Genomic DNA, 25850 nt, shown 5'->3' on the forward strand with positions numbered 1-25850 from the left:
GGTGTAATGGCTAAATCAAAATCTCTCTTTACCTGTCAAAACTGTGGTGCGAACTATCCAAAATGGACGGGTAAATGCGAAAACTGTGGCGAGTGGAACTCGCTTGTTGAACAAGTAGTGTCAGGCGGCAAATCTGTGGTGGCAAAAAGTGCGAGTAGCGGTCGCGTATTGTCGCCACAAACGATGCAATCTATTTCTACGGAAGAATCGGTAAAGCGCATGACGACAGGGTATGAAGATCTTGATATCGTTCTTGGCGGTGGAATCTTGCCGGGCGGCGTGCTGCTTATGGCCGGACAACCGGGAATCGGTAAAAGTACCTTGCTGCTGCAGGTAGCGGGCGAAGTAGGGAAAGCCCAACCGGTGTTGTATGCAAGCGGTGAGGAATCTGCGAGCCAGGTAAAGCTGCGGGCCGAGCGTCTAGGTGCTAACAAGCGCGAACAGCTCCATTTTGTGGCGAGCACCAGCGCCGACGATATTGCGGCGACGATTCGCTCGGGTGCGTACAAACTGGTCATTATCGACTCTATCCAAACACTCACGCTTGAAGAAATTACGTCGGCGCCTGGTACGGTGAGTCAAATCACAAACAGCAGCAACGTGATTATTCGTGCGGCTAAAGAAGCTGGGGCGGCTGTGGTATTGGTGGGGCATGTGACAAAAGAGGGCAGTATTGCTGGGCCAAAAGTGCTTGAGCACCTTGTTGACGTTGTGTTGCAGTTCGAGGGCGATCGTTACGGTGGATTCAAGGTAGTGCGGGCGGTAAAAAACCGTTACGGCTCTACTAATGAAGCGGCAATTTTTGAAATGTACGAACAAGGGCTTCGTGTCGTTGAAAACCCTTCGGCGGCACTACTAGCAGAGCGCCAAAACGCCGATGGCTCGGTGGTTATGGCAACACTAGAGGGCACGCGCCCACTGCTAGTAGAGATACAGGCACTTGTAAATCCTACCAGTTTCGGGTATCCTAAACGTACAGCCTCGGGGTTCGACCTCAACCGACTCAACCTTTTGATCGCCGTTCTAGAGCGACGCACGAAACTGAATTTATCGGATAAAGATATCTATATCAATGTTGTTGGTGGGCTGAAACTCAACGATCCTGCGGCGGATCTTGCTATTTGTATGGCAATTGCGAGTGCAGCTGCCGGCAAGCGCCTAGGCGATGAGTTGGTGGTATTTGGTGAGGTTGGGCTTGGTGGCGAAATCCGCAGTGTCCATAGTGGTGATCGGCGCGTTGCCGAGGCAAAAAAGCTTGGATTTACTCAGGCAATAGCGCCAAAATCAGCGCAAAAGAATTCATTTATAAAGGGTGTCGGCGATTTGCGCCAGGCGCTCATAGACTACTTACAGTAATGTAAGAGAAAGAATAAAACATGGAAACAACAATTCAATTATTTATCGTTATCGCAGTGTTGGCGCTGTTGGCGGAAGTAACCTACTTGGTGGTAAAACTGCCAAGACAAAATCTTATTAAAAAACAGACTCGCCCTATTCTGGTAGACACTTCGGTACTTATCGACGGTCGTATCATTTCGGTGGCGAAATCAGGCTTTATAGGTGACACGCTTGTTATTCCGCGAAGCGTTATTGGGGAGCTACAGTTTCTTGCTGATAACGCCGACCACGACAAGCGCGCTCGTGCTCGCTACGGCCTCGATGTTGTAACGGAGCTTCAAAACATGCCGCATATGGACGTAGAGATCCTTCAAGACGGCAGTAAAGCCGCTGAAGGTGTCGATGAGCGCCTACTGACACTTGCTAAGAAGCATGGCGCTGCAGTGTGTACGATCGATTACAACCTTAATAAGGTGGCCGTCGTCGAAGGCATTACTGTGTTAAACGTGAACGAGCTTGCGCAAAGTTTACGAATGGCGTATTTGCCAGGTGAACGAATGTTACTAGAGCTTGTTCAAAAAGGTCAGGACTCACACCAGGGCGTCGGATACCTTACCGACGGCACGATGGTTGTCGTAGAAAACGCCTCAAAGAATATTGGTCAAACGATTGAGATTGAATTTATCCGTAGCCTACAAACGGCCGCGGGCAAGATGATGTTTGCGCGTCCAGTAGAGCGCAAGCAAGATCAGCAAAAGCAAGCCGTAAAGCCACAAGGTAAAAAGCCTGTTCAGCCACAGCGTCAAAAGCAAGACAAGCGTCAGGATCGTGGAGAGCAAAAGCCAGTAGCTAAGCCGGTGTTCGTAGAGGAGCCTACTCAAGCACCTGCGACTGCTCCGGTTGTGTTTCATAGCGACACGAACGATCATCGCCTTGTAGCGTCGAAAAGGCAGCAGAAGCCTCGCCGCGAGCAATCACAGCAGCAGCGCCAGCCGTCTCAACCTCAAACGTCGGCACGAGGCAACGGCAATGGTGGCCGCGCAAAGCAGCGAACATCAGCAGACCGCGAGGCCTCGCTGCTTGATCTCGTTAATAAGCAGTAACTCTATATCTTTTAACTATAAAAATACCCTCGGAAGTGAGGGTATTTTTTATGTGCGTTAGTTGGTTGCTATCGCCACCATCGACGAGCGTTGTTCCAGCTAACTGCATTCGAGTTATTGCTTGGTGTCGAGCTAACAGTTTCATCGTGAGTGATTGAGTTGTTGGCTGTGTAATACGCGATATCTGTGACTGTTGCGCTAACGGTCGAAGAGCCGTCTTTAAACTCGTACGTTGTTGAGTATGTTCCGCTCGATGAAGCCGGCAATGTCGCAACAATAGTGCTGCCAACCTTTACCTCGACTTGTTTAAGCTTGAAGGTACCCTTTACGACACTAACGTCGATCTTGTTACCCGTGACGGTTATTGTACCCACGCTTGGCTGTACATCGTCACACTTATGCTTGTCGTCGCTCTTGTTTGCATCGTAACCATCTGGCGAGATGTAGATATCTTTCTTTGTAACAGGGTCTTTAAACTTAACGACATCAACTTCGATCTTTGCGGCATCTGGTGTACACTTTGTCGCTTTCTTTCTAGAGACCTTGTCAAACGTTAGCTTGGCGTTTGTTTTCCCTTGGTTTTTGTTATACCAAGAAGGGTAAAGCTCACCACCGATTTTTTGGATTCCAGTCGGCATTGTGTACCATGAACCGCCGTTTGCTGAGTCCCATTTCTTTTCTTTTGCATAGACTTCTTTGTGTGCATACTCCATAACTTCACCAACAATCTTTGCAGGAAGCGATGAGTTACCGTTTGTAAGAACGCGAGTATCTGGGTTACCAAGCCATACGCCCATGGTAAGTGCCGGGCTGTAGCTCATTGTCCAGATATCTTTTGGCTGGCCGCCTTTGTCGGAGGTACCGGTCTTCGTTGCTGTTTTAACGCCTGGAATATACAATCCGTAGAAGTGAGGGCCATAAAGTCCGGCACGGGCGTTGTCGTCGCTAAGGATATCGCTGAGGATATAGGCAACCTGTGGGTCAACGACTTGCTTGCTCTCGTCTTTGTATTTTTTAATTACTTCGCCTTGGCTGTTCTTAACTTCTAAAACAGTACTGACGGGCTTGTAAACTCCCATGCGACCAAGAGATGCAAATGCGTTAACGTGGTCAACCTGGCGCGTTCCACAACCACCGATGGCCGATGAAAGACCAGCTTGGGCGTCGGCACCTTGTGTACAGTAGTTGGTATCGCCAAGCTCTCGAATAGTGTTCAGCGTTGGATCGACACCAGAGATATACATGGCCTTAACGGCTGGAACGTTTCGTGACAGTGCAAGTGATTTACGCAGGTTGATATTACCGCGGTAGCCACCATCTGCATTACGAAGTGGTGCGCCGTAAATACTACTCATAGAGTTATCGTCGGCAAGAATCGAACCACTACCGTAGTTGGCTTTACCTTGGCCTTGGTTAGAGAACAACTGGGCGTAAACTAACGGCTTAATGGTTGAACCTGGCTGAATATAGGCAGTCGCGGCGTTGTCTTGCCCGAAGCCTTTGTAGTTGAAGTCGCGGCTTCCCATCATAGCGACGATCTGGCCGGTCTGCGTATCTTCGACAGTTGCGGCGCCGTTGGTGAAGCCTGCGTATGCTGGAACGTACGATTTGAACATGTCTTTCATGGACTCTTCAAGGCGGTTCTGAATACGGATATCGAGCGTTGTTTTGACAGTGAGACCACCGCGCCCAACAGTTGCTTTACCGAGCTCTTCTTCAAGCTGAGAGCGAACCATTTGTACGAAGTGAGGTGCTTTAATATCTTTATATTGATCAGAGGCGGGTTTAATGTGGTCGAGGATTGGGTATTTTTTCGCTTGGTCGGACTCATCTTGAGTGATGTAGCCAAGCTCAACCATACCGTCGAGCACCTTGTGTTGGCGCACGATAAGTGCCTCGTGGCCGGCTATATTGTAAGGGTCATAAAGCCCTGGCTGGTTTGGAATACCGGCAAGAAGAGCTGCCTCTGGCAATGTAAGATTTTTTGATGATTTACCAAAGTAAGTTTGAGCACCAGACTCGACACCGTTACGGCGACCGCCATATGGCGATTCGTTAAGGTAAAGGTCGAGAATCTGATCTTTGTTGTACATACGCTCAACCTCGATAGCAAGAATCATTTCCTTTACCTTTCGAGGAACGCCGTCGAGGCCGCGCTTTTGGGCTTCATCGGCAAAGAATACCTGTTTTACAAGCTGCTGGGTAAGTGTAGATCCACCCTGGGTGCTTCCACCGCTAGAGTTATTGACGAAGGATCGGATAAGACCGGAGACGCTAATACCTCCGTGCTTGTAAAAATCTTTGTCTTCGATTGCGACGGTCGCCTGTTTCATGTAAGTGTTGATATCTTTGCCATCAACAACCAACTTGTAGTCACCATCACCCTTGTCTTCCCATAGTAATTTACCGTTACGGTCGACGTATTTAGTAACGGTAGTCTGAACACGTTTAGCGAGCTCGCCTGGGCGAATAGTATCGAGGTCTTTGCGGAAGTATGCGAAAAGGGCGCCAACACTAAGTACTGCAAGTAGCGCGGCAACACCAAGAACTTTAAGCGCCATAATGGCACCTTTTTTACTAAACCAGTACCCCCAAAAACGTTTAGGGTGAAGTCTGTAGAGGGTTCGCTTGACCGGGTGCTTTGGCAAACTTGCCAAGTACTCGGCTTTTTTGCGAGCCTCTGCGTCTTTTTTGGTCTTGCGCTTGTGCGCTAGATTCGAGTACACGCTCATATTGCGTGATTTATTTGGTTTAGTAGCCACGTCGTATTCTTCCCATAAGCAGTATTACCGTCCATTATAGCACTTTTTGCGCAGGCAAGGGTGTTTTTCTGCTATACTGTCACTAGAAATAACAGATAGGAGATACGGATGAAACTTTCCGAGGAACTGCAGTGGCGTGGGTTTGTAAACCAAACGACATTCAAAGATTTGACAGAACTTGACCAGGCGCCTATCTCTTTCTATTGGGGTGTCGATCCGAGCGCCGACAGCATGACTATTGGTAATTTTGCGGCTGCTATGATGGTTCGCCACTTTATCGACCATGGCCACAAGGCGGTTTTGCTGGTGGGTGGCGCAACGGGAATGATCGGTGATCCAGACGGCAAAAAAGACGAGCGTAACCTAAAGACGCTCGATGAAATCGCAAAAAACAAGGCGGGCATAGCAGCGCAGTACCGCCAGGCTTTTGGTGGCAAAGACTTTACGATTGTCGATAACTACGACTGGTTTTCGCAAATCAATTACATCGACTTTTTGCGTAACGTTGGCAAACACGTTCCGATGAGTCAAATGCTTGGCCGCGATTTCGTGCAGTCACGCCTTGGCGATAGTGGCGCAGGCATCAGTTACGCCGAATTTAGCTACTCACTGATTCAGGGCTACGACTTTGTTCACTTGTACCGCGAACACGGCGTTACGCTACAGGTATGTGGCGCCGACCAATGGGGCAACTCTATTACAGGCGTCGACCTTCTCCGCCGCATGGAAGGTGTCGAAGCGCATGTCTACTCAACTCCTCTTGTTATCAATAAAGCAACCGGTGTAAAGTTCGGTAAAAGCGAAGGCGGGGCAATTTGGCTCGATCCTAAAAAGACAAGCGTCTACAAGTTTTACCAGTTCTGGTTGAATGTCGACGATGAGGGTGCAATTGACTACGCCAAGATTTACACGTTGTTTACAAAAGAGCAAGTTGAAGCGTTAGAGGCCGACCATAAGGCAAATCCAGGCTCTCGCATTGCACAAAAGGTACTGGCTCGCGAAGTAACCACGCTCGTGCATGGTAAAGACCGCTGCGAGTCGGTTGCGCGCGTTACAGAGGCGCTATTTGGTGATCGACAGTTTAGCGATCTAACGAGCGACGACCTTGATGCACTTTCAGAGGAAATTCCAACGATTGATGCAGGAAAAACAATAGTCGAAAGCCTTGTTCTTGCCGGTGTCGCAAATAGCAATGGCGAAGCGAGGCGTCTTATTTTGGGCGGTGCTATATCTGTAAATGGCGATAAAATATCAGACGATGCCACGCTTCGTAGTGCTGCACTTGTAAAAAAAGGCAAGAACACCTTTATTCTCGTTCGATAGCAAATTTGCTATAATGAAGACTCGCACCAACCTAACAAGGAGGGCATATGTCTTATCACAATGCTTTACAGGAGCATCTTTCACCAGATGCTGTATCAAACATCACCGCGTGGCTTAACGAATCAAAATATGCAGAATATCGCGACGAACTTGTCGAGATGATCGAAGCCGAAAAGTGGCAGGATCTAGAAGACGCATTCTTCAAAGTAATCGAATTTGGTACGGCCGGCCGTCGCGGCCATACGGGAATAGGCTCGAATAGAATCAACCGCGTGACGATCGGCGAATCTGCCCAAGCGCTTTGTTTATATGCGAGCTCGCACGACCCTAAAGCTCCTGAAAAAGGAATTGTTATTGCCTGCGATACCCGTCTTAGCTCGCCCGAATTAAGTCGTTTTACGGCACAAGTATGCGCGGCAAACGGCTTCAAGACATATCTGTTTGACAACTTCAGGGCAACCCCCGAACTGAGCTTTGCAGTGCGCCACCTCGGTGCCGCAGCCGGAATAGTTATTAGCGCCAGCCATAATCCTCCACAAGACAATGGCTTTAAGGTTTGTTGGTCTGACGGCGGACAGTTAGTAGCGCCACACGATGTGGGTGTACTAAAAGTCGCCGAAGAAATTACCGAGATCCATGCAGCCGACTTTAACCAAGCGGTTGCTGAGGGACGCATAGTTATTATTGGCAAAGATGTGGATGATGCATATATTGCTGCAGCTGCTGCCGAGGCTGAAGGTAAAGAGCGTAATGTGGACATTGTTTACTCGCCGCTTCACGGAGCTGGTCAAACAAATGTATTGCCGGTATTACGTGCTGCTGGCTTTGCCTCGATTTCGGTTGTCGAAGACCAAATGATTCCCGATGGCAATTTTCCTACAATCGATAACGGTAAGCCAAATCCAGAGGATGAGTCGGCAAACGATCGGGCGGTAGCGCAGCTCTTGGCTGAAAAGGCTGATATTGCGATTACGAACGATCCAGATGCTGACCGTATTGGCGTTATGGTTCGTGAAGGCGACGGAGTTGTATATCTTAGCGGCAACCAGTCGGCTGTGTTGGCGGCGGACTTTGCGCTCCGAAAACTAAAAGAAAAGGGAGAGCTGACATCAAAGCACTACCTTGCGAAAACAATAGTCACGACGGATATGCTGACGGCTCTCAGCGACTACTATGGAGTGAACATGTACACGAACATGCTCATTGGCTTCAAGTATATCGGTGAACTTATCCTGCAAAAAGAAGGTACTGGCGAGGTGTTTGTGACGGGTAGTGAAGAGAGCTTCGGGTTATTAAAGGGAACGTACGCAAGAGATAAAGACGGCGCCACGGGTGCACTACCTATGGCCGAGTATGCTGCCGAACTAAAAACGCAAGGTAAAACACTTTATGATCGTTTGATCGAATTGTACGGTCAGCACGGGCTGTTTGTGGAGCGTCTCGAGAACTCTTACTTCGATGGTGCAAGCGGCTTTGAAAGAATGCAAACGGTTATGCGCGAGTTGCGGGCAAATCCATTTTCGGAGCTTGGTGATCATGTCGTAACGGCGCTTCACGATTATCAATCGCTTGAACGGCGCGATATCGCAACGGGCAAAGTCACTCCTATCGATTGCAAAAAAGGCAATGTGATTGTGTTGGAGTTCGATAACGATTACCGCCGTCGCATAACGATTCGACCAAGTGGCACTGAGCCAAAGCTAAAGTTCTATATCCAATGGTTTGAGCCTGCGGTTGCTGGCGAGAGGAACGCTATTCTTGAGCAGAAGCAGCAGATTGAGTCCCATCTTAAAACGCTCGCGCAGCTACTTGAAGGACGTCTTTTAGGTTAAAAATGAATCTTTTGTCCCCGCTAGAAAAAGTAAAAGGCGTCGGTGCTAAAACCGGCGAACAGTTTGCGCTGGCGGGGATACGCACGGTTGGGGATCTTATCGATTTTCTTCCGCGAAAACACGAGGACTTTTCGGAAGTTGTGGCGATTGCCGATGTTCACCCAGGCAAGGCCACGATAAAAGCGCGCTGCGAAAAGATTGAAACGCGCCCAGTTCGGCGCGGGCTTCGTATCACCAAGGCGACACTGCTAGATGACAGTGGCAAGTTGCAGGCTGTGTGGTTTAATCAGCCGTACCGAGCAACGCAACTTGCAAAGTCGGGTGACGAGTTCTTTTTTTCGGGTGAGTTCGAGTTTAACTACAATAAATACCAGCTTACTAATCCGAGCGTTGAAAAAGTTTCTGAAATGCCGGTGCAAACGGACCGTTTCCTACCCGTTTATCGCGCAATTAAGGGATTGAAAAGCCAGCTTGTTCGAAAAATCCTTGCCGAGTTACGGCCATTAATTACAATGCTGCCCGAGACATTACCAAAGCAGATACTATCTGGTGAAAAGCTCATTTCGCGCGCGGACGCTGTGCTAGGCATGCATTTTCCAAAGTCGGCAGACGACGTAGCTGCTGGCCGCGAGCGCTTAGCGTTTGAGGAGCTGTTTCAGCTGTTGCTGGCAAGTCAGCTCAACAAGCAAGAGAATGCAAAATTGGTAGGTTGGCACATTCCGTTCGATCAGGCGGTGGTTGGTGATTTTGTAAAGCAACTTCCATTCGAGCTTACCGCGGCGCAGCGCAGAGCTGCCTGGGATATTATTCAAGATTTTGAACGAAAAACGCCGATGAACAGGTTACTACAAGGAGACGTTGGATCGGGCAAAACAGTCGTTGCTGGTCTGGCCGCCCGTGCAAGCGCGCATGCTGGATTTCAGACGGCTCTTATGGCGCCTACTGAAATTCTGGCAAGTCAGCATGCCGAAACGCTTAGTAAGCTTTTAGAGCCATTTGGTGTCACGGTCGGGTTGTTAACAGGAAGCGTAAAGGGCGCGGCACGTAAAACGTTATACGAGCAAATTGCAAATGGAAGTGTTCATGTGGTTGTGGGTACGCATGCACTTATTCAAAGTACGGTTCATTTTCATAAGCTTGGGTTTGTCGTTATCGATGAACAGCACCGTTTTGGCGTAAAGCAGCGTCAAGAGCTTCTTGGTAAATCAAAGCACATGCCGCATCTGCTTGCCATGACAGCAACCCCGATTCCGCGCAGTCTTGCGCTCACCGTTTACGGCGAGTTGGAGGTAAGTATTCTAAATGAACTGCCGAAAGGGCGAAAGCCTATTAAAACAAAGATTTGGTCGCCAAACAGCCGCCCGCAGCTGTATGAGCTTGTCGATAAAGAAATCGCCTCGGGGCGTCAGGCATACGTTATTTGTAATTTGATTGACGAAAACCCAGATAACGAGGTAAAAAGCGTGAATGCCGAATATGTGCGGCTACAAAACTCTGTTTTTAAACATCGCAAGATTGGTTTGCTTCATGGCAAAATGAAGCCAGACGAAAAAGATGCTGTCATGACGAAATTTGCTAGCGGTGAACTCGATATCCTGGTAAGCACTACGGTTGTAGAAGTGGGTGTCGATGTTCCAAATGCCACGGCAATGATTATAGAAGATGCTGATCGTTTTGGGTTAAGTCAGCTTCATCAGCTTCGCGGGCGCGTAGGAAGATCGTCGCATCAAAGCTATTGTTATCTGGTGACATCGGATAGTAGCAAGCCAAGCCAACGCTTAAAAGAGGTAGAAAAGTCGAACGATGGATTTTATCTAGCGGAGGTCGATCTAAAGCTTAGGGGGCCAGGGGAGATCTACGGAAGGGCGCAGCATGGGGCGCTTAATCTTCAGATTGCGACGCTGTCGGATACGAAGCTTATTGCCCGTGCGCAGCGAGCCGCTAAAGCGTTCGTGCAAAGTGGCGATGATCTGCTACAATATAAGCAACTGGCCGCGCAAGTAGAACAATATCAGCGGTTAACCACATTAAATTAAGGGAAAAGAGCAACCGGAGCCTTCGGATTTATTCCGTGGCACCGCGAGATGAGAAAAACCGATAGGTTTGTCTCAAGGCGAAGCCGTTTATGTATTCTGGAACCACATTTCGAACAAAATCGGGGCGCATGATGGGCGTGCACCAAAAGATTGACCGGGTCGCATTCCGACATATTCAGTCACGTCTTCCAAAACGCATGGCATTTCCTACGAGACATCAAATTCTTCACTTCGAAGGCTTAAACGGCCCTGACGGCATAAAACGTAAAAGTCCGGCCCGCGACGAACCGTGGCATTATATAGACCCGCAAGACGCTAGTGACCGTGCGATCGTAGACATGATCAACGACCATATTCACAACATGGGCACTGCATTAAAAGATAAAAATGTTGAGCGTGCGGCGTTTGAGGCTGCTTGGCTTGCGCATGCGATTGTCGATGGCCTCACGCCGGCTCATCACTACCCGCTGGAAGAAAAACTAGAAGAGCTTCGTGGCGGTGAGGGCCTAGAGACGCGCATTACAACAAAAGACAAACTACTTTTGCCAGGTAAAAACCGTCGTCACCAGCTACGTAATAACTGGGAATTCTGGGGCGCAAAAGGTGTTATGACGACACATCTTTCATTCGAACTGGGGATAGCTACCGCAATTGCACCGCTACGCTTAGAGGACTCTGCACCGACCGATGCCGATTACAAACGCGTAAAAACCGAAGGGTTCGAGCCTGTATTCTTTGATATGCTCCACCAGGTTGCCGAGATGGGTATGTACAAGGAGTTTACAAAGGCCGGCTGGACACGACAACTGGCGCGTGAAACCAAAGATGTTTTGGTGCCTACGATAGTAAAGGCGGTAACACTTGCTTGGTTTAGCGCGGTGTACGAGGCGACAAAAAAATAATGAATGTCCGGATTATTAGTGGAACATACGGCGGCCGCAAAATTGAAGCACCAGATAACTCGCGCACTCACCCTATGAGTGAGCGCATTCGTAATGCAATCTTTAACAGTATCGGAAGCGAGATCAAGAACGCTCGGGTGCTCGATGCATTCGCCGGTACTGGCGCAATCGGCCTAGAGGCAATAAGCCGTGGTGCTAGCGCGGCGGTTTTTATTGAGAAAGATCGCATCGCTCAAAAAATCTTGGCAAAAAATATTACCTCGCTTGGAGCCGAAAATCAGACGTCTATTGTGCGGACAACGGTAAGCAATTGGGTTGATACGTCGGGTGCAGATGAGTTTGATATAATTTTTGCCGATCCGCCATACCACGACCCGCAGTTTTCCACAGTTTCGAAACTTTTTGGTCTATTAAAAGTAGGGGGTCTTATGGTATTATCACACCCAGGTAGGGGTGAGGAACCGACCAAACCAGGAGTTGTTGTGGTGGACAATCGTAGTTATGGAAACGCATTTCTCACCCTCTACCGCCGAGAAAGTTAGACCTGTCAGGGTCTTTTTTATTATCCTTTTGTCCTATATAAAAAGCAGCCCCAAGATTTCTCTTGGGGTGCAGTCATAACGTAGGACATGTTATGTTGTGATTATAGCACGATACTTCCAGGATAGCAATGCATTGGCCGTCACTACTCGAGAGCAGCTAGTCCCCCGCTAGTTTTTAGAAAAGGCCGTAAGGGTGTTCCGTCACTTTTATACCAGCGTGGCTCGGTCTCGGTAAAAGTTGGCGCACCAACCAGCGTGCCGTCAAGGTTGTTCGGCCCAAGGTCTCGCGCATTGTAGTCAAGGGGCCAGTAGGCGGCGTAGTCTGAGTAATCGCCGACAGCTGCCGTGCCTGCTGTTAGTAACGTGGCGGCTGTATTTTCGGCTGTAGCATCTCCAAAATGACTACCTGTCCATACAGCAACATTGGCCAACTGACCCAAAAGCCAGCGTTCGCTGCCCGTCCACGAGCGATAGCCAAGGGTTGTTGTGCCGCTTGGCGGGTTGTCGGGCGAGGGAACGGCGAAAGCTGCCTCAGACCGCAACGTTCCATCCATATAACAGAATCGGCGCCCTGATTCTTGTGACCATGCTATGAATATTCTGTGCATTACCGAATTTTTTATATTACTACTGATAGCTTGCGACGAAAGCGTGCCGCCGCCTTGGACTAAAACCTGGTATACTTCGCCACTCGCTATACCTACAGTCTCGACTGCTCGCGTTGAGTCGGGGCGCATGCCTAATCCAATGTGGGTTTCGTCGGTCAGGCGCGAGGTGGTGATCTCGTAGTAAATAAACACAGACCCTGCGGCGCTAAGGATTGCGCTAGAGAGTCCGCAGTTTACCCCTTGGTTTGTGCCGTTAAGAATGATCGCCATTACACTTCTTTCAGCCAGATATCACCCGTGGCCATATTAACAGGCTGAACGGTTCCACCAATCCACAAAGCACGCTGGGCGCCAGCCGGGCGCGCGGTGTTTTGATCAACGACATCTATCCAAACTAAACGCGCATCGAGTGCAGTTTGTTGTGCGGTCGAGACCGGCTTGGCGACGTCGCTCGTGTTATCGACATCGCCCAGGCCAATACTCGTGGGTGTGACTGCGCCAGGTTTGACAGTACCGTCGGTGGCAAGGGACACCTGAAGAAAGTCGTTTAAAACCGACCCCCATGTTCCTTCGTCTGCTCCTGGCTCTGGTAACCGTGCCACCTAGCTCTCCTACCTATGTATACTAGCGTAGCAAAGTGGTTATGATGAGTAAATAGATAGAGGTCTACCATATAGAAAAGACAGACCAGCCGATCTGTCTTTTCTATATGGTACGCGAGAGAGGACTTGAACCTCCACGCCCGAAGGCACTAGCTCCTAAGGCTAGCGTGTCTACCAATTCCACCACTCGCGCGAAATATTGGTGCCTACCCACTATACCAAATAAATGTCATAAGATAAAGCCGTAAAATCATGTAAAATTATACCGCTTGTGGTATCATAAAGGAAAATGAGTTTCGAGGGGTGAGAGGGAAAAAATATGAGTAAGGTTGCATCGTATTTGCAAGAGCATATCCTGGGTGAGGTAACAACAAATCCTGCGATATTAAAAGCCATGAGCCGCGACGGTAGCGTTCTTCAGGTTATGCCTGAAATGGTAATTTACCCACGCACGACAAATGATATTCGTAAAGTCGCTCGTTTTGCGTGGCAGTTGGCCGAAAAAGGGCACACACTTCCGCTTACCGCTCGTGGTAATGGCGCCGATGAAACCGGTGGTGCTATTGGTAAAGGCATCATTATCTCTCTTCCTGCTCACATGAACCGTATCTTTGAACTCGATCCAAAACAAAAACTTGTTCGTGTTCAGCCGGGTGTCAATGCAAGTGCGCTTCACGAAGCTCTTATGCTTCAAGGTATCGGAATCCCCGCTCTTCCAAGTTCGGCGCTCTATAGCACTATCGGTGGCGCTGTCGCTAACAATGCTAGTGGACCTTTGTCGGGCAAGTACGGTTCGGTTGGCGATTGGACACATCAGCTAGAAGTAGTGCTTGCGACAGGTGATGTTCTTCAAACTGGTCGTATTAGTAAAAAAGAACTAAACAAGCGCAAAGGCATGGGGACATTCGAGGGCGAAATCTACCGTAATCTCGACAATCTTATAGAGGACAATAAACAGCTCATAGACGAGCATCTAGGCTCTGAAATTCGTGACAATGTTGGATATGCGGCTGTTGCTCGGGTAAAGCAAAAGGATGGTTCGTTTGATCTTACACCTCTTTTTGCAGGCAGTCAGGGGACGCTCGGTATTATATCCGAGATGATCATGAAGGGTGAATTCATGAGTATTCACACGGGTATTGCGGTTGCGGCGTTTAATGACGACCACGCGGCCCGCGATGCGCTTGATCAGCTGCGACGTCTTGAGCCGGCTTTCCTCGAATATTACGAAGGCGACCTGTTTAAAATGGCTGCTGCCGAGGGGCGTACGTATAGCTTTAATAAAGACCTAGAAGCCGAGCCTAGCGCGGTGGTTGTTGTAGGGTTCGACGATTTCAACGAACGTGCGCGCCACAAAAAGCTTAAAAAGATCGAGAAAGTTTTAAATGCCTACGCAACGGTAGCGGTTGCCGATGGCGAGGATGTAAGCGAGCTTATGGCGGTTCGCGGCGTTACGGCGTTCTCGCATGTGCCAGCCGCCAAAGATGCCTCGGCGCCAGCTATTGTTGATGGTGCGTTTGTTCCGAACGAACGATTCGAAGATTTTAGCGCTGCTGTTCATGCGCTTGCTGAAAAAATGGATGTCGCGTTGCCGTTGCAGTACCGCGCCCTCGATGGTATTGTGTGTGCTCGCCCGGTACTTCATTTGAACAAGGTGGGCGATAAGCAAAAGATATTTAAGCTTCTCGACGAATACGGCTCGCTCGTTGATCACCATGGTGGTCATATGATTGGCGAAGATGGCGAGGGGCGTCTTAAAGCGAAGTTTGCTTACAAAGCACTCGATCCGAAGATCATTGAGTTGTTTGAATCTATCAAGGGTATTTTCGACCCATACGGCATTTTAAACCCTGGCGTCAAGCAAGAAGCCGAAGTGCGCCAGCTTGTTCCACAGCTTCGATCAGACTTCGACATTGCGTCGATCGCCGACTACGTTCCACATAGTTAACCTTGAAAAACAGCCTAGGCGCGGGTATTATAACAAAAGCACGCGCGAGTGGCGGAATGGTAGACGCGCTAGCTTCAGGTGCTAGTGTCCTTCGGGACGTGGAGGTTCAAGTCCTCTCTCGCGTACCAAAACAAAGTCCGGCCTTTTGGCCGGTTTTTGTTTGGCTTATGAAAATTGATTTAAACCGAAGGCTGAAAACCTCCCACGCGACATTGGCAACATCAGGCCGACTTCAGGTAAGATGTATATATGAATGAACCTCAGGTAGGCGTTGGGCCCCACGAACAGCCATGGCCAAGCGATCCGCGATACGACAAAGAGCTTCTTGCAAGTGGCGATCGGCGTAATGTCGAAGATAAATACCGCTACTGGACAGTAGAGGCGATTAAAGCTGATTTGGCCGCTCATCGTTCAGATCTTCATATTGCTATTGAAAACTGGCAACACGACATGAATATTGGCACGATCGTGCGCAATGCCAATGCGTTTAATGTGGCGGCCGTTCATATTATTGGGCGACGTCACTGGAACAGGCGCGGCGCAATGGTCACCGATCGCTACCTCGATATTGTCCACCACCCAACGGTTGATGATTTCATGCAGGCTATGGGCGACCGTCATATTATTGCAGTCGATAATCTTTCGGGTGCGACTCCGCTTGCACAAGCAGTACTGCCAAAACATTCTGTATTAGTCTTTGGTGGGGAAGGGCCTGGCCTCAGCAAGGAAATGCAAAACGCAGCCGAGCAAATGGTAATGATTGAGCAATTTGGTAGCACTCGCTCGGTAAATGTCGGTGTTGCATCGGGAATTGTGCTGTATGCCTGGATGCAGCAACACGTGCTTGCTTAGAATACTAAACATAGGCATAATGAGGGCATGAAAGAGCGAGTAAATATCCAGCCAGTTACCCGTATCAGAGAAAAGCTTACGCCGTCACCTCGGGCGAAGGAGCTATTAGATGAACTTGTGGAAGAGCCGGGCGATCCGGCTCTTTACGTAACTGCTCATCGGATTGTTGACATGGGGGAGTTTCATAGGCATCAGCACGACATCGCTATGCGGCGCACCGAGGCGAAGCTGCGGCCACTGGCCAATAGGGCGCTGTATCTTGCCGGGCCCTTAAGTTATCAGCGCGGCAAAGATGGATCGGGGCGACTGTACGTGCCGACGCACGACCGGCCACTTTTAAATCAGATGGCCAACGCGCTTCATGAAATTCCATCGCTCGAACCGTCGGTCGGACCATACCAGCTTTACCTCGAGGTTGCACGGTCGGGGCTTTCGCGTAGCGCCCAAAGGGTTCGCGAAGTTAGCCAGGAGTTCGCGCGGCTTGCAGCAGATCCGAACGAAAGGATTCATCTTCAGGCGTCGAAACCCAGTGTTGTCACCAAGGACATTCATAGGTATCCCTTGCGCGTGCCGGATTTGCCAGAGGCCAGCTAGGCTGATATACTACACGTATGATTCTTCAATCTATCCATCTACCTCATTTGTTGCCGAAACGAGCCGGATAGATTTCTTATTGCAAAAAGAGTACGACGCCGAACCTCGTTTCGGCGCTTTTTATGCCCCTAAAATAACCTAACGAGGAAAACCCATGAAAAAGAGCATAAGCTTGCAATCTGAAGATAAAAATGCAACAATAACCCCTATGAGTACGTTATCATCCCAACCCTACAAAGGCACTCGAGATTACTACCCGAGCGATAAGCGCGTCCAGAATTATATTTTCTCAAACTGGAAACGCACAGCCCGAAGTTTTGGGTACGAGGAATACGGCGCACCACTCCTTGAGCCGCTAGAGGTTTATGCGGCGAAGTCTGGCCAGGAATTAGCCGGTGAACAAACCTATACGTTTATGGATCGCGGCAACCGTCAGGTGGCGATTCGCCCCGAAATGACCCCTAGTATTAGCCGTATGGTGGCTGCGCGTCGCCAAGAAATGGCGTACCCCGCCAGGTTGTTCTCGATCGCAAACTTTATGCGCTACGAACGCCCGCAGCGTGGCCGCGAGCGAGAGTTTTGGCAGCTGAACGTTGATATTTTTGGTGTCGATACGGTTCTTGCCGAGGCCGAAATTATTGCTATGGGTTCACAGTTCCTAAAGTCATTTGGCGCAACCGACGACATGTTTAAAATCAAGGTGAATAACCGCAAGGTTATCGACTACATGATGGCGCAGTACCTAGGGCTCGATGCCGTTCAGGCGCAGCTGATGATCAAGCTGTTCGATCGAAAGAGCAAAATTGCACACGGTGATTTTCGTGATCAGGCAGTTGAAATCTTTGGCGATGCAATGGCGCCGGAAGGCCTTAAAAAGATTTCGGCACTGTTAGCGGCTAAAAATATGGCGGAACTGCCCGAATCTATTCGCGAAAGTAGCGCCGTAAAAGAGGTGCAAGAACTCTTTACGCAGCTAGAGCACGCTGGTGTTAAGAACGCTATCTTTGACATTACCCTCATGCGCGGCCTCGACTACTATACGGGCACCGTGTTTGAGTTCTTCGACACGCACGAAGATAACAACCGGTCATTATTTGGTGGTGGTCGCTACGATGGCCTCGTTGGTTTATTCGGTGCCGAGCCTATCTCTGCCGTTGGTATGGCTCCAGGTCTTACTATGACCGAACTATTTTTGCAGGTACACGACCTTGTTCCTAAGATTACCTCTACAACAGAGGTGTATATAGTTGTGTTAGGTGACGCTCTAAAAGGTGCTTCAAAACTTGCTGCCGACTTACGTGCAGAAGGTGTTAACGCAGAGCTCGATATTACTGGTCGCAAGCTCGACAAGCAGCTAAAAACGGCAGTTAAAAAAGATATTCCATTTATTATTTTCGTTGGCGACGACGAACTTCAGAGTGAAATCTATCCATTCAAGGATACTGCATCTAGCGATGAGCAAAAACTTAGTTTCGAGCGAATCGTAAGTAGTGTAAAAGATCGCCGTCGTGCACACCTCGACGACCTCGATGAATTTTTTGATTAACTATTGAAAAAAGTCAATAGGATGATATAGTATTTCTTAAGTGGCAACTGCCACACTCGACTCACGGACGGAGTAAGCGCATGGGCCATGGCATCGTATCAGGTGTCAACTGGTCGGTGGAGGGTGAAACCTTCACGATCTTCGGCGCATCGGGCTGGGTCAACGGTTCTCGATGGATGGTTCCGCTGGGCCCCAGCGGTCCGGGCATCGCGCCTGTGAAGCCTGCCCCGATCAAGGGCGACATCGACAAGGTCATCGCTGCCGACATCGCCGACGGCAACGGGAGCAAGATCGACTACGTCGGCGTCGGCGGGTTCCAGGCGCTGTTGCTGGCGCTCGAAGGTGTGATCACGGTGGACATGCTGCGCACTGCGCAGGAGACGCCTGACCGCATCATCATCGAGAACGTGGCGTTCGCACGCGGCCGGCGCAAGCTGGTCATCATCAAGAACGCCAAGTACACGATGGCCACCTTCGACCGCAACGACGAGGTCGTCTGACGGCTCGCAATCACCTGAAAGTCGGGTCCCCCGCTGGCAGCAGCGGGGGTAACCCCAAGTATTATATATCTCCGCATCTCTTGGTGCGGACTTTTTAGTTCCATTCACATCTGTTATAATCTGACAGAGTATGAAGACCACTGTAAAAAACCTATCAGAGACAAAGGTCGAGCTGACTATCAGTCTCGACAAAGACGACCTAAAGGCAGCGGAACAAGTTGCTATTACTAAACTTGCTAAAACAGTAAAAGCGCCCGGCTTCCGCAAGGGCAAAGTGCCTGCGAGCGTCGCCGTAAAGCATATCGACCCTGAAATGCTTGGCCAGCAAACACTCGAAGACGCGCTATCAAAAGCCGTTGCCGAAAGCTACATGAACGAAAACATTCAGGCGCTTGATCGCCCGGCTGTTGAAATTAAAAAATATGTTCCAGGAAGCGAACTAGAGTTTACTGCCGAAGCAGAGATTCTACCAAAAGTGACCCTTGGTGACTACAAAAAACTAAAGGCTACTACTAAAAAAGCGACCGTTACTGCAAAAGAAGTCGACGAAGTGATCGAGCGTATGCGCGCTGGCTTTGCCGAAAAAGTCGAAGTAGAACGCCCAGCCCGCGACGGTGACGAAGTTGTTATTGATTTTGTTGGCAAGAAAGACGACATTGCTTTTGATGGTGGCACTGGCACTGATTACAGCCTTACGCTAGGAAGCAAATCATTTATTCCTGGCTTCGAAGAGGGGATTGTCGGCAAAAAGATTGGCGAGACCTTCGACCTTCCGTTGGAGTTTCCTAAAGACTACCACGTTGCGGATCTTAAGGGCGCTAAAGTGGTCTTTACGACTACCCTAAAGGGCATCAAAGAAGTTGTTATGCCAGAGGTGAACGATGAGTTTGCTGCCAAGGCTGGCCCATTTAAGACTGTGGCAGAGCTAACTGCCGATATCAAGCGCGAGCTTGCTGCGCAAAAAGAGCGTGAAGCTGGCGAAAAGCTAAAAGATGATCTTGTAAAGCAGCTTGTTGAAGTAAGTAAGGTGCCTGTGCCAGAGGTTCTTGCTAAAGATCAGGCCGAATCTATCGAGCGTGATATGACCCAAAACCTTATGTACCAAGGTTTGACGCTCGATCAGTACCTCGATAACAAAGGCTTCGAAAGCAAAGAAAAGTGGCTTGAAACCGAAGTGAAAGAAGCAGCTGAAAAGCGCGTCCAAGCTGGCCTAGTTCTTGCAGAGCTAAGTAAGGTTGAAAAGATTCAGGCTACCGAGAAAGAGCTCGATGAGCATGTTGAACTGTACAAAAAGCAATACGCAAACAACCCTCGTATGGTAGAGCAGTTCTCTACGCCAGAGGCGCGTCGCGATATCGCGAATCGCCTTCTTACCGAGAAGACGGTTGATCGCCTTGTAGAGCTCAACACCAAGTAGGTTTAATCGGCAATAAAAATAACAGCCTCGTAAAGGGGCTGTTATTTTTTGTAATAATATCGAGAGTGATTTAAGTCAACACTATTGTTTATTAATTTCTAGCACTCTATTGTATTGAGTGCTAGTTTTTGTGTATACTAAAAATATGAACAAGCCAAGCAATTATCTTGTACCAACGGTTATCGAAAAAACACACGATGGAGAGCGTGCGTTCGACATCTACAGCCGCCTTCTCAACGAACGTATTATTTTTCTCGGTGAGGATGTCAACGAGCAGACGGCAAATATTGTTGTTGCGCAGCTGCTTCATCTTGCCTACGATGATCCTAAAAAGGATATCAAGCTATATATAAACAGCCCTGGCGGCAGCGTATACGACGGCATGGCGATTTACGACACTATTCAATTTATTAGCCCCGATGTCCAGACGATTGGCATTGGATTGCAGGCGAGCATGGGTGCGTTCCTCCTTAGTAGTGGCACGAAGGGTAAGCGCTTTGCACTACCAAACAGCCGTATCATGATTCACCAGCCTTCTAGCGGTACGCAGGGTAAGGTAACTGATCAAGAGATTACACTGCGCGAGAGTATTTTTATAAAGAAGCACCTCAACGAGATAATGGCCAAAAACACTGGCCAGAAGCTCTCCAAGATCGAAAAAGACGCTGACCGCGACTTTTGGATGAGCGCCAAAGAGGCTGTCGAGTATGGTCTGATCGACGAAGTTATCGAAAAAGTACAGAAATAAAAAGACTACTTTTTTACGGCAACCGCGACTCCAAGGCCGCTGTAGGTATGCTCATCGCCATCTTCACGAATAGAATTTGATGGATCGGTGCCGCCATTAAAAAGGACATGCATATTGTTGTTATGTAAAATGTCGGTTACGCCGTCGACGTCGACAGGGATAGCTGGTTTTGGAACGCCGCCTACTTCGTACCCCCGAGAGCCTCGCATGTACGCCATATAAAAGATGCCCCCTGGTAGCAGCGCACGGCAAATAAAGCGCATGAACTCTTCGTATTCGTCTTTTGATTCGGTCGCTGACTCGGGTCCGTGCTCTACGGCTATGGCGTAGCGGCTATTCTTGGCGAGTTCGCGCATGTCCTCGGTATGGACATGCCCTGAGGCAAGTCTGCCGGCGAGTTGAAACGACCCATCCCAATCTGGGTGAGCGGCAGTGTAGTCTTTTTGGTGTGGCGTCCAGATACCAAGATCACCGAGCGCAAGACGACTCATGGTGTCGCGGGTTAGGTCTGTTGTGCTTATTTCGCGGTCGCTTACATCAATAAATCCACCTCGTTCTGGCGTTTTTATGAGCGGTGCTATAACAGCGGCACCGCGGGGGACTCCCCCTGCGGCGATTAGTGTTCCGTGCGGCAAAGCGCCGAAGAGGTCTTGGTGTCGTGCATGAGCGGCGAGAGCGGCAATAGCAATGCTGCCGACATAAATATCCTCGGGCGCAAGCCTTAGATAATTCCCCGACCGGTAGCGGTCGAGTTCGGTCTTTTGCCATTTCCAATCCACCTGGTCTGTTGTAATGGGTTGTTTGCAACTTTCGCTCATTCTATCTCCCTTGTGAATAGACAATGTAGCCTTTTATTACAAAGAAGGGTAAACTGTTCAACATAATGAACAACAAGCAACGTCTACAAGAGCAGCTAGCAAAACTTAACATCTCAAACGATGAGGCGAAACTATATATTGAGTTGCTTGAGAAGCCGAACACACATCTGCAGCTTGCACGAGCCACGGGCGTTAATCGTACTAAAGTCTATCGACTCATCGAACAACTTGAAAAACGAGGTCTTGTGTCGCGTCGAACAGATGACCGAGGAACATTTTTAGTGGCGAACGATCCGAACGCGCTAGAGATTAGTTTGGTTGTCCAAGAAGAAAAGCTGAGATATCAGCGGAATATCCTTAGTGATATAATTCCTTCGCTTCGCTCACACTTTAAAGATCCTAAGAATCCATTTACTATTCAAACGTACGAGGGCCCCGAGGGGTTACGGCAAATGCAGTGGCATGAACTGCAAACAAAGGGCGACCTGTTAGTATTTGGTAACTCGACGATCGAAGATATGGTAGCGGATCATTACTGGGCGGAAAAAATGAGATGTCGAACGGCGGAACGTGGCTATAGGACTCGTGAAATCTATAATGAGCCGAATAGACTGCCGGACTTCACGTCTAACCAGGAGTTTCTTGCGCTTTATGAGGCGCGTCGTGTGCCAGAAGAAAGCCTTCCCGTCGCGACGCCTATGGTTATTTACAATAACACCGTGGCAATTTATCAGTTTACCGGGGAAAAGCGTGTTGGCGTAGAGATTGTAAACGAAGGGTTTGCGCGAACGATGCGTAGTATTTTCGAGCTTTATTGGCAGTCTGCTGAAAAAATAGAATAAATAACGTCTGCTTATACTTGACGATTTGCACAACATGCCTCACAATACGTATCAAGAAGTAGTGTAGTTGTGGTTATTTATGCTCTCTGGAAGGTGGCAACATCAGACGAGCAATCACAAGTAGGATCTTCGGCGCCGATCTAACCACTAAACAATTTAATTATGCGAGGAGCAAAAAGCGTGGCAAAAACCAAGCCTGATGCGGCTAAGCGTGTTTTCTTTACCCAAGATGACACTGCTTTACCGATACCTAATCTCATCGCTCACCAAAAAGATTCTTGGCGTGAATTCGTCGAGACTGGTTTGAGCGAAATATTTGCAGAACTTAACCCAATCGAGGATTACACCGGTCAAAAACTCGAATTGCGTTTTAAAGGATACGAATTCCAAGATCCTAAAACGAGTGAACAAGACGCCAAAGAAAACAACCTAACGTTCGACGCGCCGCTTCACGCGACCGTAGAGCTAACAAACAAGGTAACTGGCGAAGTTAAAGAGCAAGAAATCTACCTTGGTGACTACCCATGGATGACCGACCGCGGAACATTTGTTATCAACGGTACCGAGCGTGTTGTTGTTTCACAGCTTATCCGTTCTGCTGGTGTGTTCTTTACTGCCGACAAAGCTGCTGCCCGTAACTACTACGGCGCAAAGCTTATTCCAGGCCGTGGTGCATGGCTCGAATTCGAGACCGCAAGCAACGGTACTATTTACGTAAAGATCGACCGTCGCCGCAAATTGCCTGTAACGACACTTCTCCGTGCCCTTGGCCACAACAAAACCAGTGAAATTAAGTCGCTTTTTGCTGATGTTGACACTGGTGAAGTAAAATACATCGACGCCACTCTCGAAAAAGATCCAGCTCGTGGTTCAAACGAAGCATTGATCGAAGTTTACCGCCGCCTCCGACCAGGCGATCTTGCGACGGTTGATAACGCGCGCAGCATGATCGAGCGCATGTTCTTTGATTTCAAGCGCTTTGACTACTCTCGTGTTGGACGCTACAAGCTTAACCAGCGCCTTGGCCTTGAAGTGCCAAACACTACTGAAAACCGCGTTTTCCAGATGAGCGATCTTATCGCTATCATCCGCGAAATCGTACGTCTTAACAACACCCAAGAAGCTGCCGATGACATCGACGCGCTTTCAAACCGCCGAGTCAAGCTTGTTGGTGAACTTGTTGCCCGCCAGTTCCGCGTTGGTATGCTCCGCATGCAACGTAACGCTATGGATCGCATGTCTATGTCTGACATCGAAGCTGTTACCCCTGGTCAACTTATTAACGCCCGCCCAGTCGTGGCTGCTGTTCGCGAGTTCTTTGCCAGTTCTCAGCTTTCGCAGCTTATGGACGAGGTTAACCCACTTTCAGAGCTTTCACACAAGCGCCGCCTCAGCTCTATGGGTCCTGGTGGACTTTCACGCGAGCGCGCAGGCTTTGACGTTCGTGATGCCCACCCAACGCACTACGGCCGCCTCAGCTCCGTTGAGACGCCGGAAGGCGCGAACATCGGTCTTGTTCTTAACCTTGCAACCTACGCACGCGTTAACGAGTACGGCTTTATCGAAACTCCTTACCGCAAGGTAGTAAACGGTAAAGTTACCGATGAAATCGTGTACCTCGACGCCGCGCACGAACTTACCGAAGTTATTGCCGACGCCGGTGCTAAGCTAAACGCCGATGGTTCATTTGTTGCCGAGCGTGTAAGTGCTCGTAACAACCTCAACCCTGAGCAGGTTGACGTTTCCGAGGTTACCTACATGGACGCCGCTAACAAGCAGATCCTTGGGCCACCAGACAGCCTCATTCCATTTATCGAGAAGAACCGTGTTGACCGATCATTGACCGGTACGAACATGCAGAAGCAAGCAGTTCCTCTTTTGACACCACAAGCACCTACGGTTGGTACGGGTATCGAGGCAGAAGTTGCCAAAAACACCAGCCAATTGGTTCTTGCTGAAGGCGATGGTGAAGTTGTGCGTGCAGACGCCGATGAAATCCATGTTAAATACAAAGACGGTGTAAAGATTTACGAATTGATTCACTTCGCTAAATCAAACGACGACCGTTCAATCAACCAAAAAACACGCGTTATGCGTGGTGACAAGGTAAAAGCTGGCGACGTTCTTATCGAAGGTGCTTCTATTGCCGACGGTGAAATCGCACTTGGCCGCGACCTTACGGTTGCCTTCATGCCTTGGGGTGGCTACAACATGGACGACGCGATCGTACTTTCGAACCGTATCGTTCAAGACGACGCTCTAACGAGCATCAACATCAAGGACTACACTGTTGAAGTTCGTGAAACCAAGCTGGGTCCAGAGATCGTTACTCGCGACATTCCAAACGTGAGTGAAGAATCGCTTCGTCACCTCGACGAAAACGGTATCGTTCAAGTTGGTTCAGAGGTTAAGGCTGGTGACGTGCTTGTTGGTAAGATTACGCCAAAGGGTGAGCAAGAGCTCAGCTCTGAAGAACGTCTTCTTCGCGCTATCTTTGGTGAAAAAGCCAAGGATGTCCGTGATACTTCACAGCGCATGAACAACGCTGGTGGTGGTAAGGTTGTTGGCGTTAAGATCTTTAGCCGTGAGAACGGCCATGAACTTAAGGCTGGTGTGCTTATGCAAATCCAGATTTTCGTTGCACAACTTCGCAAAATTAGCGTTGGTGACAAGCTTGCTGGTCGTCACGGTAACAAGGGTGTTGTTGCAAAGATTCTTGCACCAGAAGACATGCCTTTCATGGAAGACGGTACTCCTGTTGATGTGGTACTAAACCCACTCGGTGTGCCATCTCGTATGAACATTGGTCAGCTATTTGAAACACACCTTGGTATGGCAGCACGAGCACTTGGCTACAAGGTTGCAACACCTCCATTTAACGGTGTTCCAAACGAAGTAATCAGCGACGAGCTTGAAAAAGCCGGCTACGCCCGCGACGGTAAAAGCCAGCTATTCGACGGCCGCACCGGTGAACCATTTGAAGAGCGTACCACCGTTGGTGTTATGCATATCATTAAGCTTCACCACATGGTAAGTGACAAGATTCACGCCCGCTCGACTGGCCCATACACTATGGTTACCCAGCAGCCACTTGGTGGTAAGGCGCAAAACGGTGGTCAGCGATTTGGTGAGATGGAGGTTTGGGCACTTGAAGCATATGGTGCCGCAACAACTCTTCAGGAAATGCTGACAATCAAGTCCGACGACGTGTACGGACGCGCAAAAGCCTACGAGTCTATCATTAAAGACGAGCCTATTGTTGGCCCTAAGCTTCCAGAGTCATTCAACGTGCTCGTGAAAGAGCTTCAGGGACTTGGTCTTCGCGTTGATCTTCTTGATGAATCAGAAGATGCAGCAGTCGACGCCGAGCAAGTGATTGCTAGCGCTGGCCCTGCAAAGACCGTTCCAGCATCTGTCCTTGGTGACGATGACGACGATGTAGAAACTGTTCTTGATGAAGCCGACGAACTTGGCGACCTTGAAGATGGAATAAGTATCCAAGATATTGATGAATTAGAAGAAAGGAAGGAGGCGTAA

General features: G+C 49.2%; 20 protein-coding genes and 2 tRNA genes. 17 read left to right on the forward strand and 5 right to left on the reverse strand.

Annotated features, from left to right (window positions below; translation table 11 throughout):
• Positions 1-6 precede the first annotated feature (6 nt).
• Entirely contained in the window at positions 7-1356 is a 1350-nt protein-coding gene (gene radA / locus HZB75_02380) for a DNA repair protein RadA (protein ID QQG51331.1), read from the forward strand.
• A gap of 20 nt (positions 1357-1376) precedes the next feature.
• A complete protein-coding gene (locus HZB75_02385; GenBank protein ID QQG51332.1) occupies positions 1377-2441 on the forward strand; it encodes a hypothetical protein in 1065 nt (354 codons plus the stop codon).
• A 68-nt stretch (positions 2442-2509) separates the two neighbouring features.
• Here the strand turns inward: HZB75_02385 and HZB75_02390 are convergent, their stop codons facing one another.
• Positions 2510-5203 carry a penicillin-binding protein gene (locus tag HZB75_02390; GenBank protein QQG51333.1) on the reverse strand — a complete coding sequence of 898 codons (2694 nt, stop codon included), beginning with the start codon at positions 5201-5203 and terminating at the stop codon, positions 2510-2512.
• A 108-nt stretch (positions 5204-5311) separates the two neighbouring features.
• Here HZB75_02390 and HZB75_02395 point away from each other — a divergent pair, with 108 nt between their 5' ends.
• The 5 genes from HZB75_02395 to rsmD all read left to right on the forward strand — a co-directional run bounded on the left by HZB75_02395 (position 5312) and on the right by rsmD (position 11838).
• Entirely contained in the window at positions 5312-6526 is a 1215-nt protein-coding gene (locus tag HZB75_02395) for a tyrosine--tRNA ligase (protein QQG51334.1), read from the forward strand.
• Positions 6527-6573: 47 nt separating this feature from the next.
• On the forward strand, positions 6574-8358 hold the full coding sequence (locus tag HZB75_02400; GenBank protein ID QQG51335.1) for a phospho-sugar mutase: 1785 nt from the start codon (positions 6574-6576) through the stop codon (positions 8356-8358).
• Between the two features lie 2 nt (positions 8359-8360).
• Complete coding sequence (gene recG, locus HZB75_02405) at positions 8361-10394, forward strand: ATP-dependent DNA helicase RecG (protein QQG51336.1); 2034 nt, start codon at positions 8361-8363, stop codon at positions 10392-10394.
• 89 nt (positions 10395-10483) lie between these two features.
• On the forward strand, positions 10484-11296 hold the full coding sequence (locus HZB75_02410; GenBank protein QQG51337.1) for a hypothetical protein: 813 nt from the start codon (positions 10484-10486) through the stop codon (positions 11294-11296).
• Positions 11296-11838, forward strand: a complete 543-nt coding sequence (gene rsmD, locus HZB75_02415) for a 16S rRNA (guanine(966)-N(2))-methyltransferase RsmD (protein QQG51338.1) — start codon at positions 11296-11298, stop codon at positions 11836-11838. The genes HZB75_02410 and rsmD overlap by 1 nt, the downstream gene beginning before the upstream one ends.
• A gap of 143 nt (positions 11839-11981) precedes the next feature.
• Here rsmD and HZB75_02420 read toward each other — a convergent pair whose 3' ends face one another.
• The 3 genes from HZB75_02420 to HZB75_02430 form a co-directional block, all read right to left on the reverse strand.
• Positions 11982-12716 carry a hypothetical protein gene (locus HZB75_02420; GenBank protein ID QQG51339.1) on the reverse strand — a complete coding sequence of 245 codons (735 nt, stop codon included), beginning with the start codon at positions 12714-12716 and terminating at the stop codon, positions 11982-11984.
• Positions 12716-13048, reverse strand: a complete 333-nt coding sequence (locus HZB75_02425) for a hypothetical protein (protein QQG51340.1) — start codon at positions 13046-13048, stop codon at positions 12716-12718. The genes HZB75_02420 and HZB75_02425 overlap by 1 nt, the downstream gene beginning before the upstream one ends.
• Positions 13049-13156: 108 nt before the next feature.
• Positions 13157-13241, reverse strand: a tRNA-Leu gene (locus HZB75_02430).
• A gap of 126 nt (positions 13242-13367) precedes the next feature.
• Between HZB75_02430 and HZB75_02435 the strand changes: the two genes are divergently transcribed.
• From HZB75_02435 to HZB75_02470, 8 genes are all read left to right on the forward strand, one after another.
• A complete protein-coding gene (locus HZB75_02435; GenBank protein ID QQG51341.1) occupies positions 13368-14996 on the forward strand; it encodes an FAD-binding oxidoreductase in 1629 nt (542 codons plus the stop codon).
• Positions 14997-15038: 42 nt separating this feature from the next.
• Positions 15039-15124, forward strand: a tRNA-Leu gene (locus HZB75_02440).
• 121 nt (positions 15125-15245) lie between these two features.
• Positions 15246-15848 (forward strand): TrmH family RNA methyltransferase, encoded by a 603-nt coding sequence (locus HZB75_02445; GenBank protein ID QQG51342.1) that lies wholly within the window; start codon positions 15246-15248, stop codon positions 15846-15848.
• Between the two features lie 27 nt (positions 15849-15875).
• Positions 15876-16442 (forward strand): hypothetical protein, encoded by a 567-nt coding sequence (locus tag HZB75_02450; GenBank protein QQG51343.1) that lies wholly within the window; start codon positions 15876-15878, stop codon positions 16440-16442.
• A 154-nt stretch (positions 16443-16596) separates the two neighbouring features.
• A complete protein-coding gene (locus tag HZB75_02455) occupies positions 16597-17988 on the forward strand; it encodes a histidine--tRNA ligase (protein ID QQG51344.1) in 1392 nt (463 codons plus the stop codon).
• An 80-nt stretch (positions 17989-18068) separates the two neighbouring features.
• Complete coding sequence (locus HZB75_02460) at positions 18069-18488, forward strand: hypothetical protein (protein ID QQG51345.1); 420 nt, start codon at positions 18069-18071, stop codon at positions 18486-18488.
• 130 nt (positions 18489-18618) lie between these two features.
• Positions 18619-19905, forward strand: a complete 1287-nt coding sequence (gene tig / locus HZB75_02465; GenBank protein ID QQG51346.1) for a trigger factor — start codon at positions 18619-18621, stop codon at positions 19903-19905.
• Between the two features lie 145 nt (positions 19906-20050).
• On the forward strand, positions 20051-20653 hold the full coding sequence (locus HZB75_02470) for an ATP-dependent Clp protease proteolytic subunit (GenBank protein ID QQG51347.1): 603 nt from the start codon (positions 20051-20053) through the stop codon (positions 20651-20653).
• Positions 20654-20658: 5 nt separating this feature from the next.
• Here the strand turns inward: HZB75_02470 and HZB75_02475 are convergent, their stop codons facing one another.
• A complete protein-coding gene (locus tag HZB75_02475) occupies positions 20659-21471 on the reverse strand; it encodes a hypothetical protein (protein ID QQG51348.1) in 813 nt (270 codons plus the stop codon).
• Positions 21472-21536: 65 nt separating this feature from the next.
• Here HZB75_02475 and HZB75_02480 point away from each other — a divergent pair, with 65 nt between their 5' ends.
• Positions 21537-22313, forward strand: a complete 777-nt coding sequence (locus HZB75_02480; GenBank protein QQG51349.1) for a helix-turn-helix domain-containing protein — start codon at positions 21537-21539, stop codon at positions 22311-22313.
• A gap of 180 nt (positions 22314-22493) precedes the next feature.
• Positions 22494-25850 (forward strand): DNA-directed RNA polymerase subunit beta, encoded by a 3357-nt coding sequence (locus HZB75_02485; protein QQG51350.1) that lies wholly within the window; start codon positions 22494-22496, stop codon positions 25848-25850.

This window comes from Candidatus Saccharibacteria bacterium (genome assembly GCA_016432585.1).
Taxonomy (GTDB): Bacteria; Patescibacteriota; Saccharimonadia; order Saccharimonadales; family Saccharimonadaceae.

Bases quoted from the DNA above. Each gene is read 5' to 3' on its own strand.
- radA (QQG51331.1), top strand. From the start codon at position 7: ATGGCTAAATCAAAATCTCTCTTTACCTGTCAAAACTGTGGTGCGAAC.
- HZB75_02385 (QQG51332.1), top strand. From the start codon at position 1,377: ATGGAAACAACAATTCAATTATTTATCGTTATCGCAGTGTTGGCGCTG.
- HZB75_02395 (QQG51334.1), top strand. From the start codon at position 5,312: ATGAAACTTTCCGAGGAACTGCAGTGGCGTGGGTTTGTAAACCAAACG.
- HZB75_02400 (QQG51335.1), top strand. From the start codon at position 6,574: ATGTCTTATCACAATGCTTTACAGGAGCATCTTTCACCAGATGCTGTA.
- recG (QQG51336.1), top strand. From the start codon at position 8,361: ATGAATCTTTTGTCCCCGCTAGAAAAAGTAAAAGGCGTCGGTGCTAAA.
- HZB75_02410 (QQG51337.1), top strand. From the start codon at position 10,484: ATGTATTCTGGAACCACATTTCGAACAAAATCGGGGCGCATGATGGGC.
- rsmD (QQG51338.1), top strand. From the start codon at position 11,296: ATGAATGTCCGGATTATTAGTGGAACATACGGCGGCCGCAAAATTGAA.
- HZB75_02420 (QQG51339.1), bottom strand. From the start codon at position 12,716: ATGGCGATCATTCTTAACGGCACAAACCAAGGGGTAAACTGCGGACTC.
- HZB75_02435 (QQG51341.1), top strand. From the start codon at position 13,368: ATGAGTAAGGTTGCATCGTATTTGCAAGAGCATATCCTGGGTGAGGTA.
- HZB75_02445 (QQG51342.1), top strand. From the start codon at position 15,246: ATGAATGAACCTCAGGTAGGCGTTGGGCCCCACGAACAGCCATGGCCA.
- HZB75_02450 (QQG51343.1), top strand. From the start codon at position 15,876: ATGAAAGAGCGAGTAAATATCCAGCCAGTTACCCGTATCAGAGAAAAG.
- HZB75_02455 (QQG51344.1), top strand. From the start codon at position 16,597: ATGAAAAAGAGCATAAGCTTGCAATCTGAAGATAAAAATGCAACAATA.
- HZB75_02460 (QQG51345.1), top strand. From the start codon at position 18,069: ATGGGCCATGGCATCGTATCAGGTGTCAACTGGTCGGTGGAGGGTGAA.
- tig (QQG51346.1), top strand. From the start codon at position 18,619: ATGAAGACCACTGTAAAAAACCTATCAGAGACAAAGGTCGAGCTGACT.
- HZB75_02470 (QQG51347.1), top strand. From the start codon at position 20,051: ATGAACAAGCCAAGCAATTATCTTGTACCAACGGTTATCGAAAAAACA.
- HZB75_02475 (QQG51348.1), bottom strand. From the start codon at position 21,471: ATGAGCGAAAGTTGCAAACAACCCATTACAACAGACCAGGTGGATTGG.
- HZB75_02480 (QQG51349.1), top strand. From the start codon at position 21,537: ATGAACAACAAGCAACGTCTACAAGAGCAGCTAGCAAAACTTAACATC.